Raw genomic sequence first — 17850 nt, forward strand, 5'->3', positions numbered from 1 at the left:
CGGGCTCGACGCCGGATCGTTCGCCTATTGTCCTGCTGTGCTGAAAGCGGTCCGTGAGGCGTTCGTGGTGGTGGGGGCCGGTGCGAAGCTCTGGCTGCAGCACTGGCCGGTCCTGCTCACCATCGCGCTGTTCGCCCTGGCGGCCCGGATGGGCGCGATCTGGGCGGCCGTGCGGATGAGCGACATCTACAACACCCTCGGCGTGCTCACCCTGGTGCTGGCCCCGCTCTCGGCGGTGACCGGCATCGTGCTGATGCTCTACGCGCTGCGGCACTCGCTGCCCTCGCTCGCCCAGGCCGCCGACACCGTCGGCCCGGAAGACCCGATCCGCCATCGGGAACGCCGGCTGCTCGACATGCTGGCCAGCGTCCTGGTGCCGTTCCTGGCCGTCTACGCCACCTACGGGTTCCTCAAAGAGGACATCGACCGGTACCTCAACTCGCTGTTCGGCGAGGAGTTCGCGCAGAACGACTACTTCGGCGGCGCCTCCGGGGTCAGCAACGACACCTCCCGCTTCGACATCGGCAGCGGCTGGGTGCTGGTGGCCGTCATCGTGGTGGCCGTGGTGCTCAAGTTCGGTTTGGCCAAGCTCGAGGGCCGCAAGGCGCTGTGGGGTCTGGGCCTGCTCGGCGGTTACGTGGAGGCGGTCTGGATGGTCGCCATCGCGGCGCACTTCCGCGACTTCAAGAACATCGGCTGGACGTGGGCCGAGAGCCGGCGCGGCCTGGAGATGTTCATCGAGGGCTGGGAGTCGCTGCTGGACAAGCTCGGCCCGTTCGCCGACGCCGTCGACGCCACCGGTGCGTTCGTCATCGGGATCCTCAGCAGCGTGGACTCGCTGGTCGTGCTGCCGGTGGCCTGGCTCACCGTCGGAGCGGTCGTCTACGGGCACAAGCTGGTCGAGCCGCCGCCCCCGCCGCAGCCACGCATCCTGCGGATGGTGCCCGGCCCGGTGCAGCGCTGGGGCGGGGAGCTCACCGGCGAGGTGAAGGAGCGCTTCACCGGCCTCACCGGAGGGCTGCGTCAGCTGGCGGTAGCCGGTCTGGCGCCGATGCTGATCTTCGCCCTCGCCTTCCTGGCCGCCCAGCGGCTGGAAGACGCCCTGAACGAGCTGGCCCGCTGGATCGTGGGCCCGCAGGCGGCCTCCCCGTGGCTGGCCTTCACCCCGCACATCACCACGATCACCCGGGCCGTCGGCCTGACCGTGACCGTGTGCCTGCTGGCCGCCGCGGTCGAGCGGGTCCTGGCCACCGGCGGGGCGACGCCGGAAGGCGCGCAGGACCAGCAGGACCAGCAGGAAGAACCGACCGGTCAGCAGGCCTGACCACCTCTGGACGAGGGACCGGTCAGGAGCCGGCGCGGAAGGCGATGTACTCCGGGATCTCCCACCAGAGGTCGAACTCGCTGACCACCGCGTCCTTCGGGATCACCCAGGCCCGCTTCAGCGAGTACTCCTTCGGCCGCGGCTCCTCGTCCGGGCCGGGCATCTCCAGCTTGCCGAACAAGGTCATCGGACCGGGAGTGCTCACCGGGGTGCACACCGAGCCCGCCTCGATCTCGCCCACCATGCTCTGCTGGTAGGCGTACTGGGTGCCGTCGTCGCCGCGCAGCATCCCCTGGCACCCGGCCAGCGGCATGTTCGGGTCGGCCGCCACCGACAGGCTGACCTCGACCGCCTTGGTGCCCTCGGGCAGTTCGGTGCCGAGCGAGCCGGCCGACACCTCGGCGTCGGTCATGGTGCGCACCGAGTCCAGTCGCACCCGCAGCGACATGACGTGCTTGCCGTCGTCGAGTTCGTACGGCTGCGAGTACTCGAACCACTCGCCCTGCTCGGCCACCACCGGATCGTGCAGGTCGGCCTCCCACCAGTACGTCTTCACCCGGTCCGAGCTGGCCGCGAGAGCCAGGACGGTGGCCAGCGGCATCAGGCCCAGACCCCAGCGGTTGCGGGAGAGCCAGCCGGTCCGGCGGTTGGAGTGCCGGGCGAAGGACTTCACTCCGGTACCACCGGGCCCTCACAGGGGGCCTCGGCCTCGGCTGCCGCCTCCTGGTTCTGGCCGGGCGGGAGGTCCGAGGACTCGCCGACGGTGATCGTCTCGGCGTTCTTGACCCAGGCGTCCACGTCCTTCTGACTGATGCCCAGGTCGATGTCGGTCATGTCGTCCTGCTTGGTGTACAGCTCGTTCAGGGCCAGCCGGAGCCGGGCACCGGCCACCCGGTCCTTCGGCATCTCGATCATCACGGTGGCGTAGCGGGCCACGCCGGCCTGGGCCGAGCCCATGTCGAACGAGGAACGACCGAGCGTCGACGTGGTGTAGAGCCGCCCCTCGCTGTCCTCGATCGCCGCGTACTGGAACTGCGCGGCGCGGCCCTTGGGCACGATCTTCACCGGCACCACGACGAAGACGCCGGGGGAGCGGAAGGTGCCGTTGAAGCCGGCCGAGACACAGGCCGAGCCCTGCGCGTCGGTCGCCGTCACCTGGGCGTAGCGCAGGTCGACGGGCTTGCCCACGGTGCCCTCGCGCAGGAACGGACGGGTCTGGCCGAGCACGTCGTCGGAGTACTGACTGACGAATCGGCCCACCGCGAGCGCGACGATGATCAGGACGGCCACTCCGGCGCGGGTGCGGTAGCTGACCCGCCGCTTGCCGTTCCGGCCGCCGCGGGGCGGGTTGCCGTGCCCGCGCGGAGGACGGCCGTGGGCGCCTCGGTACCCAGCCTGGTTGTCCCAGTCGTTCTGGTCGCCGTAGCCGGGGTCGTCGGGCCACGGCCCGCCGAGCAGACGGCCTCCGCGCTGACGGATCTGGTCGTACTCGTGCTCAGGGTCGGGGAAACCGCCCTGACGAGGCTGCTCGGGGCCGCGGTACTGGTCACGGGCGCCAGCGTTGGACCCAGCGTTGGAGCCGGGGTTGGCACCGGAGTTCGAGCCGGAGCTGTAGGACTCGGACTCGTAGTCGTCGCGCTGGTACGGCTCCTGGCGGGCCGGGGCCGCCCAGCCCTGGCCGCCACTGTTGCCGCCCTGGGTGGGGCCGGTCTGCGGACCCCAGCCCGGCACCTCGTCGCCAGGGGAGTCCCAGCCCCGGGCGCGCTCGGGCGCCCGGCGGGTCTCGTCCTGGCCGGGGTAGCCCTGCTGGGGTGCGTTCCAGCCGTCCGGTGCGCGGCGAGTTTCGTCCTGCGCGGAGTAGTTCTGCGCCGCGTTCTGGCCCTCGCCGGCCCGCCGCGTTTCGTCCTGGGACGGGTAGTCGTCCTGGGGGTCGTCCCAGCCGTCGGGTCCGCGGCGGGCTTCGTCCTGCCGGGATGAGTTACCCCAGCCGTCGGGTGCCCGGCGGGTCTCGTCCTGAGAGGGGTAGTCGTCCCGAGGGTTGTCCCAGCCGTCCGGTGCGCGCCGGGTCTCGTCCTGGGAGGCGTAGCCACCCTGGGGCGTGTTCCAGCTCTCCTGCTGGCCATTTCGGGCGTCGGGTGCGCGCCGGGTTTCGTCCTGGCGGGAGGGGGCGTCCTGGCGGCTGTCCCAGCCATCGGGTGCGCGGCGGGTCTCGTCCTGGGAGGCGTAGTCGTCCTGGGGGGCGTTCCAGCCGTCGGGTGCGCGGCGGGTTTCGTCCTGCCGGGAGGGGCTGTCCTGGCGGCTGTCCCAGCCATCGGGTGCGCGGCGGGTTTCTTCTTGGGACTGGTAGTCGTCCTGGGGGGCGTTCCAGCTGTCGGGTCCGCGGCGGGTTTCGTCCTGCCGGGAGGAGTTGTCCTGGCGGCTGCCCCAGCCGTCCGGCGCGCGGCGGGTCTCGTCCTGAGAGGCGTAGCCGCCCTGGGGCGTGTTCCAGTTCTCCTGCGCGGCATTCCGGCCGTCGGCTGCACGCCGGGTCTCGTCCTGCTCGGCGTAGTTCTCCGAGTAGCTCTCGGCCGGTCCACCGGCATAGCGGTTGAGCTGCTGCGACGGCTGCACCTGCTGCCACCCGGCCGGCTGCTCACCGGTGGCCGAGCGCCCTTGCTGGTACCGAGGCTCGTCCCACCCCGGCGCCTCACCCTGGATCTGCGGCTGAGCGCCGGTCTGCCCGGGCTGGTAGTCCTCGAACGGGGCGTAGTCGTCACCGAGCGGCTGCTGGAAACCGCCGGGCGAGGTACGCGGGTAGTTCTGCTGGTAGTCGCGCAGAGGCCGACGGGGGGCCTCGGCGCGCTCTGCCGCCGGGTCGGCGTACGGCGCGGCCGTCGGCTGCTCTTCCCGCGGCTGAGATGCCTGACCGCCGGTTCGAGTGCTCTGGCCGCCGGTGCGCGTGGACTGGCCGCCCGTCCCAACAGCCTGACCGCCGGTCCCAACAGCCTGACCGCCGGTCCCAACAGCCTGACCGCCGGTACGAACAGCCTGGCCACCCGTGCGCACCGACTGACCGCCGGTGCGAAGAGCCTGACCACCGGTCTGCTGATCGTTGGCAGCCTGACGGGCACCGGTGAAGAACGCGCTGCCCCCGGCCGTGGCCGGGTAGGACACCGGCGGCCGGTAGTCAGCCTGGGTCTGCCGGGAATCGGCCGCGAACAGGCTGGCAGCCTCTTCCTTCATGGCCTCGGCGGCTCCGGCCCAGCGCTGGTGGGCGTGGTCGCGCGGACGCTCGCCCTCCGGGGCCTCCCAGCCGGCGGCCAGCGGGATGGGGCGCCCGGTGACGTCGCGGTACACCGGCGGGGGCCAGACCTCGCCCTCCTTGCCCGGACGGGCCTTGGCCAGCTCCTCGGGCTCGGACCGGTCCTGCGGCCCGGTCACCAGTGTCGGCCTACCGTGGTCGTTCTCGTTGCTCACCCGGCCGCCGCCTCTGTCTCCTCGTTCGTGTCGTCCTGCGCGTCAGCCGACTTCTCCGGCGGTAGCACCGCCAGACTCGACTCGGCCTTCACCACCGGGTCCAGCCACATCTCCACCTGGTCGAAGGAGTTCGGCCGCAGGGTGTGCGCGACCAGTTGCACCGTGACCTTCTGCGCAGGCTCGGCGTCCGCCTTCTGCTCGTACAGGTACACGGCCTGGTAAGTCATTCCCGGCTGCAGTGGGCTCAGCTGGGTGCTGTCGGGGAAGTGCACCAGCTGGTCGGGACCGACCCGGTCGGTGCGGTCGTCCTCGATGGTCGTGGTCAGGTCCATCTCCGGCGGCTTGGGCAGGCCCTCCACGTCGCTGACGGTGAGGGCCTCCTTCGCGTAGTAGGGCAGCAGCGTCTCGTCCGAGGTGTTCTTCACGTCCGCGACGATCGCCAGCCACCGGTTCCCCTCCGCGCTGGTGGGGAAACCGGGAAGTTCCGACACCCAGAGCAGGCGCCGGATCGTGATGTCGAACGGGTCCGCGGTCATCGTTCTGCCCACCACGACGTCGGTGGAGGCGGCGCTTCCCTGGGCCTCCTCCAGACCGCCGAAAGCCGCGGTCGTGCCCAGCACGATCGCGGTGACTCCGACGCCGAGGTTGCGCAGTGGCTGCTCGAGAAGACGGCTCGCCACCCGGCTGCCTTCGGGCGCCGGTTCTTCGGTGGGTGCGGACGGTTGGGACATCGGGACGGATTCTAGGGACAACCCCCAGGGGTTGGATGGGCTTATGCCGGTATATGACTGCGCGGAGTAGATTGGCTACTTTGTGTTGATGGCCGGTAGCTCGTAGCTCGGACGGGCCCCGAAGCGCTCGGCGGACCGGCTGCCCACTTCCACCGTTGCCGTGGCCCCGAGGTAGAGGTCGCGCATCACCTCGCCGGCGGCCGGCGCCATCGCCAGGCCCTGCCCGGAGAAGCCGGTGCAGTAGAGAAAACGAGAGACGTCGGCGGCCTCACCGATCAGGGCGTTGCGGTCCGGTGTCATCTCGTGGAGCCCGGCCTGGCTGTGGCGGACGCCGACCTCGCCCAGCCCGGGCACCCGCACGGCCATCGCCCGGGCCAGGTCGTCGAGCCAGCTCTCGGCCGGGTTCTGGTCGAAGGCCCAGCTCTCCTGCTGCTCGGCGGCGCCCAGCAGCAGGCCGGAGCCCTCGGGCCGGAAGGCGAAGGAGGTGCCGAGGTCGACGGTGAACGGCAGGCCCGGCGGCAGGTCGGGGACGGGTGTGCTGAGCGCGGTCGGCACGCGCAGTGGCCGGACCGGCAGTTCCACCCCGGCCCACTCCCCGATCCGGCCCGACCAGGCACCGGCCGTGCAGATCACCGTGCTGGTGGCGATCCGCCCGGCGGGGCTGAGAACCGCCTGGATCCGGCCGTTCTCGACGTGGATGCCGGTCGCCGGGGTGCCGGTGAGGATCTCCACCCCCAGCTTGCGCGCGGCGCCGGTGTAGCCGGCCACCACCGCCTCCGGCGAGCAGTACCCGTCTTCCGGTGAGTAGGCCGCCGCCAGCAGACCCTCGGTACTGATCAACGGTGCCAGCCGCCGAGCCTCCTCGGCATCGATCATCCGGCTCTTCCCACCCAGGGAGTTCTGCACCTTCACGGCGGCCTCGAAGGCCGCCACGTCAGCCGCGTCGTCGAGAAGGAACAGGTGCCCGCTGACCTGGAGTTCGACGTCCTTGCCGAGATCCCGGCCGAACCGGTGCAGGGCCTCCCGGCCGTGCTGCGCGAGCCGCACGTCCACCTCGTCGGCGAACAGCGTGCGCAGGCCGCCGGCGGCCTTGCCGGTGGAGCCGCTGCCCAGCTGCCGCCCCTCCAGCAGCACCACGTCCACACCGGCCGCGGCCAGGTGGTACGCCGTGCTGAGGCCCATCACCCCACCACCGATCACCACCACGTCGGCCTCGACGGGGGGAAGCGGTCGGGCGGAGCGCGGCGGTGAGATGGTCATGCGCAATGGTACGAAACCCCGCACGAGCGTTCCGGGACTGGGCGACCGAGGCGGCCGCATCCGTCCATAGTTGGTGCTCTTCTGGATGCTCTGACTCTGTGTGGCGCCCTTCTGAGCCGACCGGGTGAGCTGCGCCGGACCGCTCAGGCGCGGGCCCTCGTCCCCCGATCGAGTACTTGAACGTAGGGCTACAGCAGCGGGAGGCGAGGGGCGTGCCGAGATCGGGAGCGCGCATCCTCGTGTTCCTGATCGTTGCGGTGGTGGCCGGATTCCTGGCCTGGCTCGGGCACGATCCGCTCCGTCATCCCGGGGCCGGGGAGCCCGTCTTCTGGCCGCTGGCCGGATTCGGTGCAGTAGCGCTGGTCTACCTGTCGCCGAAGCTCTGGCCGTCGGTCGTGATCGGCCTGGTGACGGGGACCCTGGCCGTGGTGGTCGGGATCGCCCAGACCCCGGTCAACTTCGCCGGACTGGCAGCCGGCCTGTGCGAGAGCCTGCTGGTCGCGCTCCTGCTGCGCCGGCTCAGACCTCGCAGCGCGCTCGAGGAACGGCTGATGGACACGCCGCGCGTACTGGCCAGCGTGCTCGCCGCGAGCATGCTGGCCTCGGTGGTCTTCGCAGTGGCGGGGGGTGCCTTCGGCGAGCGCGCCGCGATCAGCCTGTGGGGCGAGTTCGTACGCAATCACCTGCTGGCGTTGCTGCTGGTCAGTCCATGCCTGGTGGTCTACATCAGCCGCCGGGAACTGCTCGGGCAGCTGCGTGAGTTCCGCCGCAACCTGGAATGGCTGCTCCAGCTGGGCGCGACCACCGTCCTGTCCGCGCTGCTCTTCCTGACCAACGACCACCTGTTCCCCTCGATGCTGCTGGTGCTGCCGCTGATCTGGGGGGCTCTTCGCCTGGGGCCGTTGCGCTCCACGGCCAGCCTGCTGGTCGGGGCCCTGATCATCACCGTGGGGACCAACCGGGGGATGGGCCGGATCGCGGCGTTCGACAGTTCCCGCGAAGGCCTGATCACGCTGCAGAGTTCCGTCGCCGTGATGGCCCTGGCGGTGATCTTCACGACGATCTCGGCGCGCCTGCGCGAACAGACCGTGGCCCTGCTGGCGCAGAGGACGGCCGACCTGAACGAGGCCGAGCGGCTGGCCGGGCTCGGCTCCTCGCGCTGGTACCCGGCCACCGGCCGGGCCACCTGGAGCGACGGCCTGCACCTGGTCCTGGGCACCGACCCGGAGAAGGACGTGCCGGGCACCGAGACCTACATGAGACGGGTGCATCCCGAGGACCGGGAACGGGTGGCCGCCGACATTGCTGCGCTGACCCAGGACGACGGCCGTGCCCAGACCACCGAGTACCGCATCGTCCGGCCGGACGGCGAAGTCCGGGACGTGGTCCTGCGGATGATCGCCGAACGCAATCGCGCCGGGGGCCTGCAGTACGTGTTCTTCACCGTCCAGGACGTGACCGAGGCACGCTCGGCCGCTGCCCGGGTGAGTCAGGCCCACGCCGAGCTGACCGCGGTGCTGAACGCGGTGACCGGGACGGCGATCCTGGGGACCGAGGGCAAGAACGGGAAGATCAGCTTCTTCAACGTGGGGGCCGAGCGGCTCTTCGGCTACCGGGCCGAGGAGGTGATCGGCAAGATCACCACCCTGGAGCTGCACGACCAGAAGGTCCTGGGCGGCTCGGACCCGCGGCGGCTGACCGCGGCGGGGATCGAGAGGAACGGGACCTACAGCGGACAGCGGATCTTCGCGCGCAAGGACGGCTCGACCTTCCCCGGCCAGCTCACCGTCACCGCGCAGGACGGGGCGGACGGGAAACTCATCGGCTTCATCGGCGTGGTCACCGACCTGACCAGCGTGCTGAGGACCCAGGAGGAGCTGGCCGAGAGCGAGAAACGCTTCCGCCTGGCCTTCGACACGGCCCCGATGGGCATGGCGATGGTCTCGCTCTCGTCGACTCAGCCCGGACGCTTCCTTCGGGTCAACGACGCCCTGTCCGAGTTCGCCGGAATGGGCCCGGCCGAGCTGCTCCGCGCCACCGTGGGCGACCTGCTCGAGGACCCCGAGCACTACGAGCAGTCACAGGACAACCTGCTGCGGCTCAAGAGCGGCGAGCTCGACACGGTGACCACGGTGCGCCGGCTGAACCGCCCGGACGGCGCCGAGCGCTGGGGCCGGGTCTCCGCCTCGGCGGTGCGCCCCGGCGGCGACCGCGAGCCCTACCTGATCCTCCTGATCGAGGACATCACCGCCCGCAAGGAACTCACCGACCGCCTCCAGCACGAGGCCGCCCACGACTCCCTGACCGGCCTGCCCAACCGCCTCCACCTGCACCGTCAGCTGGAAAGAGAGCTGCGAGAGCGGCATTCGGGCCAGGTGGCGGTGCTCTACCTGGACCTGGACGGGTTCAAGGCGGTGAACGACACCCAGGGCCACGGCGCCGGCGACGAACTGCTGGTGCAGGTGGCCGACCGGATCGCGGCCTCGGTGCGGGCCTCCGACGTGGTGGCCCGGCTGGGCGGCGACGAGTTCGCGGTGCTCTGCCCGGGCATCCCCGACGCGGAGACTGCCCTGCAGACCGCCCGCCGCGTGCTGGCCGTGCTCTCCAAGGAGTTCGACCTGTCCGAGACCCGCGCCCGGGTGGGCGCGAGCATCGGCGTGGCGGTGGCGGTCGACGGAGACACCGGGCCGGAGCTGCTGCACGCGGCCGACCAGGCGATGTACGAGGCGAAGCGGGCGGGGAAAGGGGCTGTGCGGTTGAGCCTTCGGTGAGAGGTCAGAGCCGACGCGGGTTGGTGTGCACGGCGCAGGCCTGTGGTGCCCTCGCGTGGAGCGGGACAGAGGCGACGTTTCAGGGCGGGCCAGTGACAGCGCCCTGTGGATGGAGGCCGGCGCATCAAGAACGTTCGCGGAGCTGGACGATGTATGAAGAATTACCCCACTTCACGTTATGGATCGTACGGCCAGCGGTGAGAAAGCTGGGCTACTGCCGCGAAAGTCGGCTGCCCATGGCAGACCGATGCAAGGCTCAAGGAGCAGATGGTGATCCACTGGGCGATGTCGAAGGGGATTGTTCCCGTTGTCGGCCAGAGGAGCGTGGATCAGCTTGCCTCGAACCTCGCGGCTGCCGGTCTGAAGATCACGACGCAGCAGCTCTAGTGGCTGGACGAGGTGAGTGCACCGCAGCTCGAATATCCCCACCCTCGTGCGAGCGGCGCTTATGTGGGGGAAAACGGTCGGAAAGATGACTTCGACCCGCACTCCCTGGGAGGCTAAAAGCCTCTGACCAGGAGTGGAAGCTCCCCCGACTGGACTTGAACCAGTAACCCTGCGATTAACAGTCGCATGCTCTGCCAATTGAGCTACGGGGGATCGTGCTCTCCGGAGTTCCCTCCGGCACGGAAAACTCTACCGCAGCCGGGGCAGTGCTCGTGACCATCCCCGGCCCGGTGTGGCGCAGGAGTGACTGGGAGCTGGGTCACAGGGGTGGCACAGGTGGCGCACAGCTTCACAGGGAACTGCCAGGTGCGGCCAAGCCCGGCCACAGGGGGCGGCATCAGCGTCGAGGGTGGAGGGCGGCGCCCGACCCGGTTCAGGTCCGGGGGTACTTGGCGGGGGCGGCCCCGAACGAGGGGAACCGAAGCATGCGCACACGACGACTGACGGTGGTGGTGGCCTCCGGGGCCATCGCTCTGGGAGCTGCGGGGTTCGCGGCCTATCCGGCCTTCGCCGACGAGACGCCGGGCGGTTCGCCCTCGGCGAGCGCCGAGCCCGGCGAGCCCGCCGAGCGCCAGGAGCGGGGGGAGTCGCGGATCCAGGAGGCGCTGAAGGGCCTGGTCGAGGACGGCACACTCACTCAGGAGCAGGCCGACAAGGTGGCCGAGAAGCTGTCGGACGCCGACTTCGCCGGGCCGGGGATGCACCTTCGGATGGGGGGCCCGTTCGGGGTCGCCCTGGACGAGGTGGCCGAGGCGCTCGGGCTCTCCCGGGACGAGGCGGAGAGCGGTCTGGCCGACGGCAAGTCGCTGAAGGAGCTGGCCGAGGAGAAGGGCAAGAGCGTCGACGAGGTGGTGGACGCGCTGGTCGCGGCGGCCACCGAGAAGGTCGACGAGGCGGTCGAGGCCGGCCGGATCTCCGAGGAGAACGCCGCCGAGGTGAAGAAGAACCTCGAGGAGCGCATCCGTGAGGTGGTCGAGGAGGGCCTGCCCAAGCTGCCTGCTCCGGGTGAGCTGCGTAAGGGCCTGGACGGCGAGGGGCCGCGCTTCGACCACTGGGGCCCGGGAGAGCGGGGCGAGGACTCGGAACAGAGTGAGGACGGCAGCCCCGGCACCAGCGAGTCGTCCTTCCTGGGCGTGGCCTGAGTCAGAGTCGATCGGAACCCCGATGGCCCGCCACCTGATCGTGGCGGGCCGTCGGGCGTCTGAACTGCTGTTTCGAACTTGAGGACGGGTGGTGTCGGCCCGGTCTCTTCACTTGCCTTGAAATCTGGGAACCACCCGATCGGACTCGCCGTTGTCACCCAACAGGCCGAATCGTTATCGGGATGTGACAATGTTCCGGGTAGGCGTGAAGTGAACGAGGAGTCGGCAATGGCGGGTTCGGTGTCGCAGGCTTCGGGAGAGATGTCGCCTGAGGAGTCGGCAGCTCTGTGGGGTCCACCGGGGCAGGAGCCGGTGATCATCTCCACCGCTCGTAGCAAGCCCCGGCAGACTGCCCCGCCTGAGCCGGACGAGAGTCCGGCGGCCCCCGAAGCGTCCTCCTGGGCGCCGGGAAGTGATGCCCGGGCTCCCGAACTGGTGCCCTCCCCAACGGTACGCACGCTGGGTACGCCACCATCGTCGTCCCCCATTCTGGCTGTGCAGAAGACCGGTGGTGCCGCCCCTGCGGCGGAGGCGATCGATGGGCAGGGCGGGGTCTGGGAGTACGACCTCGGTGAGCGCCCGGCAACCGATACCAGCAGGGCGCCAATTGAAGACGCTTCCGACTGGGCCACCGATCTCGACCAACCTGACGGGTGGGTGGACGAGGGCGGCAAGGCGGCCCCGCCCGATCCCCGTAGGCGCAAGGTGTTCGTGCTCGCAGCGGCTGTGCTGGCCGCCGTGGTCGCCGGGCTGTCTATCCCCGGGATCCTGGCCGGTGAAGAAGAGCCCACCGGGGACACGGTCGTGCTGGGCCGGCATCTCACTGCCCCGGTGGCGCTGAACCTGCCCGAGGGCGCGGTGGCCACGGCCGACGAAAGCTATGTGGGGGTGCAGTTCGCCTCGGGGGGCTGGGTTCTGGTGACCGTTCCCGAAGAGGTGGTGACCCCCAACGGTCTGCGGGCCCCGATGCCCCCGGATCCGGCGGGCTGGTTGCGCAGTCACCCCGACGTGTTCATCAGTGGCGTGCGCACGGTCGAGGTGGACGGGCGTACCGCCACCCAGATCGACTACCGGCGCTCGTCGATGGCCGAACCGCAGAGCCGCTACGCCCGGCTGCCGTTGTTCTGTGGCTGGAACGGCGACGACCCGGACAACACCAGCATCTACCGCACGAGCGTGCGTTCCTCCACGCGGGAGTGCACCCAGATCACCAACAATGCCCGGGTGCGGGCCACCTTCATCCCCGTGGAGGGCCGGATGCTGCTGGTCGAGGCGGTGTGGAAGCCCTACGGCGTCTGGGGCTGGCGGATGCCCAACGCGCTGAAGACCTCCTACGACGACCTGCTGGCCGGGCTTTCGCCGCGGGCCGCGGAGCCGGGTGAGGAGTCGACCATCACCGGCGCCGCGGGTTACCGCTGAACCGTTCGGATCTCAGAACTGGTCCGGCCAGGCCTTGCTGCGCCGGAACAGCCGGGGGCGGGAGCGTTCCCGGCGCTGGGGTGGGTCGCTGGGCTCGCGCCGCTGCGCCGGTTCCAGCTGCTCCCAGATCAGCTGCGACGTCTTCAGGGCGTACGGGTCGCGCAGGATCGACATGTGGTCACCGGGAACGTGGGTGAGCCGCCAGGTGCCGGTCAGGAAGGACGCCCAGGAGCGGCGCTCGGCCTTCTCCTCACTGTCGGCGGCCACGATGACCAGGGTCTCCCCGTCGTAGGGGCGCGCCCGGTAACGCATGTGCAGATAGTTGCTCTGCCGCCAGAAACGCCAGTACTGGTCGTCTCCGGGGGTACCGCGCAGGCCCGTGGTGGCCACGCCCAGCGCCGTCTTCAGCTTCTGCACCGGAGTGCCCTCGAGCGGCGCGTGCGACTTGCCGTCGGGCGGGAACGAGTCCATCACCACCAGCAGTTCGACCTGCTGCCCAGCCTCGCGCAACTGCTGGGCCACCTCGTAGGCCAGCACCCCGCCGAACGAGTGCCCGCCGATGAAATAGGGCCCCACCGGCTGGATCGTGCGCAGCGTCTTGATGTGGCGGCGGGCCGAAGCCTCAACGCTCCAGTCGGGGATTCCGCGCGCCTCCAGCCCATGGGCCTGCAGCGCGTAGACCGGCTGGTCTTCGGGCAGGTGCCGGACCAGCGGCACCAGCGTGACGCCCAGGCCACCGCCCCCGGTGAGCAGGAACAGCGGCGGGCGGGAACCGGTGCCGCGCAACGGGACCAGCGTCTGGTTGGCGACGTCGACCTTGCGGGTGACCCGCTCGGCGAACTCGCCCAGGGTGGGCGCCTGCACCAGCACGGTGGTCTGCGCCTCGGCCGTGGGCACACCGAGCTCGGAGGCCATCCGGCTCATCAGGCTCTCGGCGGCCAGCGAGTCGCCGCCGAGCTCGAAGAAGTCGTCTTCCAGGCCCACCTCGGGCAGCGCGAGGACGCTGCACCACAGGGCCCGCACCACCTCTTCCCACTCGCTGAGGTGCTCGGCGCCCCGGCCGGCGGTGACCTCGGGCGGCTCGGGAAGGGCGTTGCGGTCGAGCTTTCCGCGGTCGGTGCGGGGGAGGGCCTCGAGGAAGACAATGCTCTCGGGAACCATGTACGAAGGCAGGACACCGGCCAGGTGCTGGCGGATCGCGGCGGCGCTGGGCCGGTCGGCGGTGGAGACGACGTACGAGACCAGCCGCTTGCCGCCGCTGTCGCCGCCCTTCTCGGCCCCCACGGTCAGCGACTCGCGCACGTCTTCCATCGACGAGAGCGCGGCGTCGACCTCACCCGGTTCCACCAGGTAGCCGCGGATCTTCACGCTGTGGTCGCGACGGCCGAGCAGCCGCAGTGCTCCGTCGGGACCGACCGTGCCCACGTCGCTGCTGCGGTAGGTGCGACCGCCGGTGGCGGGGTCGGGGGTGAAGGCCTTGTCGGTGGCCGCCTGGTCGCCCAGATAGCCGGTGGCCAGGTTGCGACCGGTCAGCGTGACCGTGCCGGAACCGCCGACCGGGACCGGAACGCCTTCTGCGTCGACGATTCTCAGCTCGATGTCGGGAATGGGCCGGCCGACCGGGAGGAGGCCCTCGAGCGGCGGGTGCTCGCTGTCGACCTGGTACTCGGTGAGCAGGCTGGTCTCGGACGAGCCGTAGCGGTTGCGCAGCGTGCAGCCGGCCGGGAAGAGGGCCCGGGCGGCCTCGATGTCCGGGCCGTAGGCGGCCTCACCGGCGATCGTGACCGAGCGCAGCCGGGCCAGCAGCCGCGGATCCGGTGAAATGCCCACCAGGTTGCGCAGAATCGCGGGGCTGGCCTGGACGATCGTGATCTGGTTCTGCTCGATCCAGGCGGGCAGTCCGTTGATACCCCGCGAGCGGATGTCGTAGAGAGCCATCGTGGTGCCCACCAGAATGCCGGCACAGGTGGCCATCAGGCCGGCGTGGAAGGCCATCGGCAGGGTGTGCGCCACCACGTCGTCGACGTCGTAGCAGTCGGTGGCCCGGGCGTTGGCCCAGGCGTCGCGCACCAGCATGCGGTGATCGTTGACGACGACCTTGGGACGGCCGGTGGAGCCCGAGGTGAAGGCGTAGGCCGCTGCGTCAGTGGGCCTGGGGGCGGTGCCCCAGAGCGCGTCCAGATCGGCCGGGCTGCCGCTCTCCTCGGCCGAGGCGTCGACCAGCACCTGCTCCACCAGTTCGGCGGCGGTGGCCGCGTTCGCCTGGTCGGTGAGACACAGGCGCACGTCGACCCGTTCGACGAACGAGCGCAGCCGGGCCGGGGGAGTGCGCGGGTCGAGCACCAGGATCGGCCGGCCGGAGGCGATGATGCCCCACACCGCGGCCACGGCGGCGGCGCCGTGCGAGTACAGCAGCGCGACCGGGCGCTCGTCCTGCGAGCCGGCCGGGCCGTGGGTGGCGGCGAACACCTGGCGCCGCACGGCAGCGACGCGGAGGGCGAACTCGGCGTAGGTCAGGCTCAGGTCGCCGTCGTGGACGGCCACTGCATCGGGCTGGGCAATGACTACGTGACGTAGCCGGGCAATGGTGCCTGCTTCGACATCCGCATAAGTCAACGGATCGGCGCGGCGCCCGGTGTGAACCGTCTGCGCGGTCATGATCCCCTCCCTGTTCCCCACGCGCGGGCGTCAATGGTGATCCATTACGCAGCGTGAGACTTCTGTCTGTCGGCACTCCAATATGCCAAGGAATCCGGGTTACGCGCCCGTTGTGGTGTTAACAATGCCGACCCGGGGCGAGGCGATATGTACCGGTTCGCGGTGGAAAGGAGGGAATTTCATCATTACAATAGACGCATACGGCTGAGAGAAATCGGAGAAGCACCACAGCTGAAGAATTCGTTTCGTAGGGTGAACGCATGATCGACGCCCCGGGCCCCTGGTCCACCCGCCGTACTCCCGTTCGCACCAGTCCGGTGGACCTGCACCTCTCGGCCATGACTCTGCGTTACGCCTCGTTCTCCGACCGCGTGCTGGCCGCGGCCGCCGCAGGCTTCACCGGGATCGGCCTGGGGGCCGTCGACTACCTGGACGCCCGGCGCTCGGAGTTCTCCGAGGAGCAGCTGGCCGACTACGTGGCCCGCCACGGCCTGCGGGTGGTGGAGCTGGAGTTCCTGACCGACTGGTGGCGTGAGGCCGATGTGCGCGGCGTGCGGCTCGAGGAGGACCTGCTCTTCTATCTGGCCGATCTGCTCGGCGTGCCCCAGATCAACGTGGGCCTTTTCGCCGACGTGCCCACCGACGTCCAAAAACAGCAGTTCCGCCGCCTGTGCACCCGGGCCGCCGACCACGGCGTGCGGATCGCACTGGAATTCATGCCCTACAGCTCCCTGCGCACCCTGAACGATGCCCGAGAACTGGTGTCCCAGGCCGGAACCGGCAACGCTGGGCTCATGCTCGACGCGTGGCACTGGCACCGCTCCGGCGGCACCACCGACGAGCTGCGCACGCTCTCGGCCTCCGAGGTGTTCGCCGTTCAGCTGTGCGATGCGGGGGCAACGCCTTACGAAGACCTCCGGCAGGAGGGCCGGCACGGCCGCCTGCTGCCCGGCGCGGGCGTGGTCGACCTGGCCGGCTTCCTCGGCGCCCTGAACGAGGTCGGCGTGCAGCTCCCCCTTGCCGTCGAGGTGCTCTCCGACGAACTGGACGCCCGCAACCCGGTCGAGGTGGCGATGCTCGCCGCGCGTTCGGTGGAAGCACTGCTGCGCGAGCCCGCCGCCGCCTGAGGTGAGCGGCCGCACCGTGGCCGCTCACCGACGTCCTCAAGCAGTTCTGATCAGTTCTGTTCGGCCTCGTCGATCCAGCCCTGCACCTCTTGCGGGGTGGATCGGGGAGCGTCGATGAAATGGGGGACGAAGCGGGCCTGGGTGTCGGTGATGAGCCGGCCTGCGTCGGTCTCCCGGATCCCGAGACCGGCTGCGTGCCCGCCGACCACCCAGGTACCCAGCACCGGGAGGCAGTCGCCGATCCGCGGAATCTCCTGGTACGTCTGGTAGATCGCCTCCTGGCCGGCGGTGTGCCGGTCGGCCACGCTGGCCGCGGTGCGACCGTCGCGCACCACCTTCACTCCGGCGCCCTCCCAGCCGTGCACGGGTTTCACCACGTAGTCCGGCCCCAGCCGGTCGGGCGACCAGTAGGCCGGCAACAGGTTCGGGTGATCGGGGTACAGCTCCCACATCGTGGCCAGGACGGCCTTGGAACCGGTGAGCACCTTGTGCACCGGCTCCAGCCAGACCACACCGGACTCGACCGCGCGGCGGCCGAAGTCCTCGGCCAGCATCCACTCCCACGGGTACATCGCGAAACAGGTCCGGATCGGGTCGTTCTCGAGCCCGACGAAGCGGCCGTCGCCGGTGACACCGATCTGGTCGATCGGCAGGGTGATCGGCCGGCCACCGGCCTCGCGCACCGTGTCGGCCAGGTAGGCGATGGTGTTCCAGTCCTCCAGCGGCTCGGCCACCCCGGCCACCAGGTGGACGAACTCGTTGTCGCCCAGGTGTTTCTGCCAGGTGCGCACCAGCCGCTCGTGCAGCATGTTCCACTGGTCGCGGTCGGGCTGGACGGTCTCCAGCCACGACCACTGGGTGACCGCGGTCTCCACCAGCGCGGCCGGGGTGTCGGCGTTGTACTCGAGCATCTTCGGTGACCCGCTGCCGTCCCACAGCAGGTCGAAACGCCCGTACAGCGTCCAGTTCTCCTCGACCGACCGGCGCAGGTGCGGCCACGCGTACTCGGGAATCCGCAGCCGCCGCAGGGTGGCGGTGTCGTGACACATCACCCGGGTGGCGTGCATGGCCATCGCGTGCAGCTCGTCGGTGACCCGCTCGAGCTCGTCGACCTGCGCCTCGGTGAACCGGTAGGCGGCACCCTCGAACCAGTAGGGGAGCTCGTCCGGCCCGTCGTTGCGCTCGCGGGCGTAGGCCAGCCCCTCCTCCTCGACCAGCTGGTACGCGTTCGGCCGCGGAGTCTGCGGCAACCTGATCAACCGCCCACGCTCCCACTGCTGCGGCTGGTCTTGCCGAACCCGCCGCGCTCGATCGCCGTCTTGGCGCTGGCCTTGCTGACCGTGCCGCCCTTGGCCTCGGCGCCGCCGTAGGCCCCGGCGTGCCCGGAAGGCAGGGTGGTCACGCCGCCCGGATAGCTGGCGATCTTCCCGCCGATCGGCGGGGGCCCCCCCCCCCCGCCCCCGCGCAGCCCGGGGGTTCCCCCCCCCCCCCCCGCCCCCGCCCCCCCCCTGTCCC

At 70.5% G+C, this 17850-nt stretch carries 12 protein-coding genes and 1 tRNA gene; 5 read left to right on the plus strand and 8 right to left on the minus strand.

The features are described from left to right. Positions 1-37 precede the first annotated feature (37 nt). Positions 38-1324: a hypothetical protein gene (locus tag LWF15_RS27190; RefSeq protein WP_232813791.1), complete on the plus strand. Its 1287-nt coding sequence runs from the start codon at positions 38-40 to the stop codon at positions 1322-1324. Between the two features lie 22 nt (positions 1325-1346). On the opposite strand, the gene LWF15_RS27195 is transcribed toward LWF15_RS27190, so the two are convergent. From LWF15_RS27195 to LWF15_RS27210, 4 genes are all read right to left on the minus strand, one after another. Beyond that, positions 1347-1997 carry a hypothetical protein gene (locus LWF15_RS27195; protein WP_232813792.1) on the minus strand — a complete coding sequence of 217 codons (651 nt, stop codon included), beginning with the start codon at positions 1995-1997 and terminating at the stop codon, positions 1347-1349. After that, on the minus strand, positions 1994-4780 hold the full coding sequence (locus LWF15_RS27200) for a hypothetical protein (RefSeq protein WP_232813793.1): 2787 nt from the start codon (positions 4778-4780) through the stop codon (positions 1994-1996). The genes LWF15_RS27195 and LWF15_RS27200 overlap by 4 nt, the downstream gene beginning before the upstream one ends. Then, positions 4777-5511, minus strand: a complete 735-nt coding sequence (locus LWF15_RS27205; RefSeq protein ID WP_232813794.1) for a hypothetical protein — start codon at positions 5509-5511, stop codon at positions 4777-4779. Before LWF15_RS27205 ends, LWF15_RS27200 begins: the two co-directional genes overlap by 4 nt. Before the next feature lie 75 nt (positions 5512-5586). After that, a complete protein-coding gene (locus LWF15_RS27210; RefSeq protein WP_232813795.1) occupies positions 5587-6771 on the minus strand; it encodes an NAD(P)/FAD-dependent oxidoreductase in 1185 nt (394 codons plus the stop codon). A gap of 212 nt (positions 6772-6983) precedes the next feature. Here LWF15_RS27210 and LWF15_RS27215 point away from each other — a divergent pair, with 212 nt between their 5' ends. Beyond that, entirely contained in the window at positions 6984-9542 is a 2559-nt protein-coding gene (locus LWF15_RS27215) for a sensor domain-containing diguanylate cyclase (protein ID WP_232813796.1), read from the plus strand. Between the two features lie 527 nt (positions 9543-10069). Here the strand turns inward: LWF15_RS27215 and LWF15_RS27220 are convergent. Next, positions 10070-10142: transfer RNA gene (locus LWF15_RS27220), tRNA-Asn, on the minus strand. Positions 10143-10414: 272 nt separating this feature from the next. Between LWF15_RS27220 and LWF15_RS27225 the strand changes: the two genes are divergently transcribed. Continuing rightward, a complete protein-coding gene (locus tag LWF15_RS27225) occupies positions 10415-11131 on the plus strand; it encodes a hypothetical protein (protein ID WP_232813797.1) in 717 nt (238 codons plus the stop codon). 228 nt (positions 11132-11359) lie between these two features. Continuing rightward, positions 11360-12550, plus strand: a complete 1191-nt coding sequence (locus LWF15_RS27230; RefSeq protein WP_232813798.1) for a hypothetical protein — start codon at positions 11360-11362, stop codon at positions 12548-12550. Positions 12551-12562: 12 nt separating this feature from the next. Here LWF15_RS27230 and LWF15_RS27235 read toward each other — a convergent pair whose 3' ends face one another. Further along, the gene (locus LWF15_RS27235) at positions 12563-15208 is read right to left on the minus strand and encodes an AMP-binding protein (RefSeq protein WP_232813799.1); all 2646 of its coding nucleotides are present in this window, start codon (positions 15206-15208) and stop codon (positions 12563-12565) included. 260 nt (positions 15209-15468) lie between these two features. On the opposite strand from LWF15_RS27235, the gene LWF15_RS27240 reads away from it, so the two are divergent. Beyond that, positions 15469-16335 carry a sugar phosphate isomerase/epimerase family protein gene (locus LWF15_RS27240; RefSeq protein ID WP_232813800.1) on the plus strand — a complete coding sequence of 289 codons (867 nt, stop codon included), beginning with the start codon at positions 15469-15471 and terminating at the stop codon, positions 16333-16335. A gap of 50 nt (positions 16336-16385) precedes the next feature. Here the strand turns inward: LWF15_RS27240 and LWF15_RS27245 are convergent, their stop codons facing one another. Beyond that, positions 16386-17594 carry a glutathionylspermidine synthase family protein gene (locus tag LWF15_RS27245; protein ID WP_232813801.1) on the minus strand — a complete coding sequence of 403 codons (1209 nt, stop codon included), beginning with the start codon at positions 17592-17594 and terminating at the stop codon, positions 16386-16388. Next, positions 17591-17737 carry a hypothetical protein gene (locus LWF15_RS27250; protein ID WP_232813802.1) on the minus strand — a complete coding sequence of 49 codons (147 nt, stop codon included), beginning with the start codon at positions 17735-17737 and terminating at the stop codon, positions 17591-17593. Before LWF15_RS27250 ends, LWF15_RS27245 begins: the two co-directional genes overlap by 4 nt. Positions 17738-17850: the final 113 nt, after the last annotated feature.

It is taken from the genome of Kineosporia rhizophila, assembly GCF_021277265.1.
Lineage (GTDB): Bacteria > Actinomycetota > Actinomycetes > Actinomycetales > Kineosporiaceae > Kineosporia > Kineosporia rhizophila.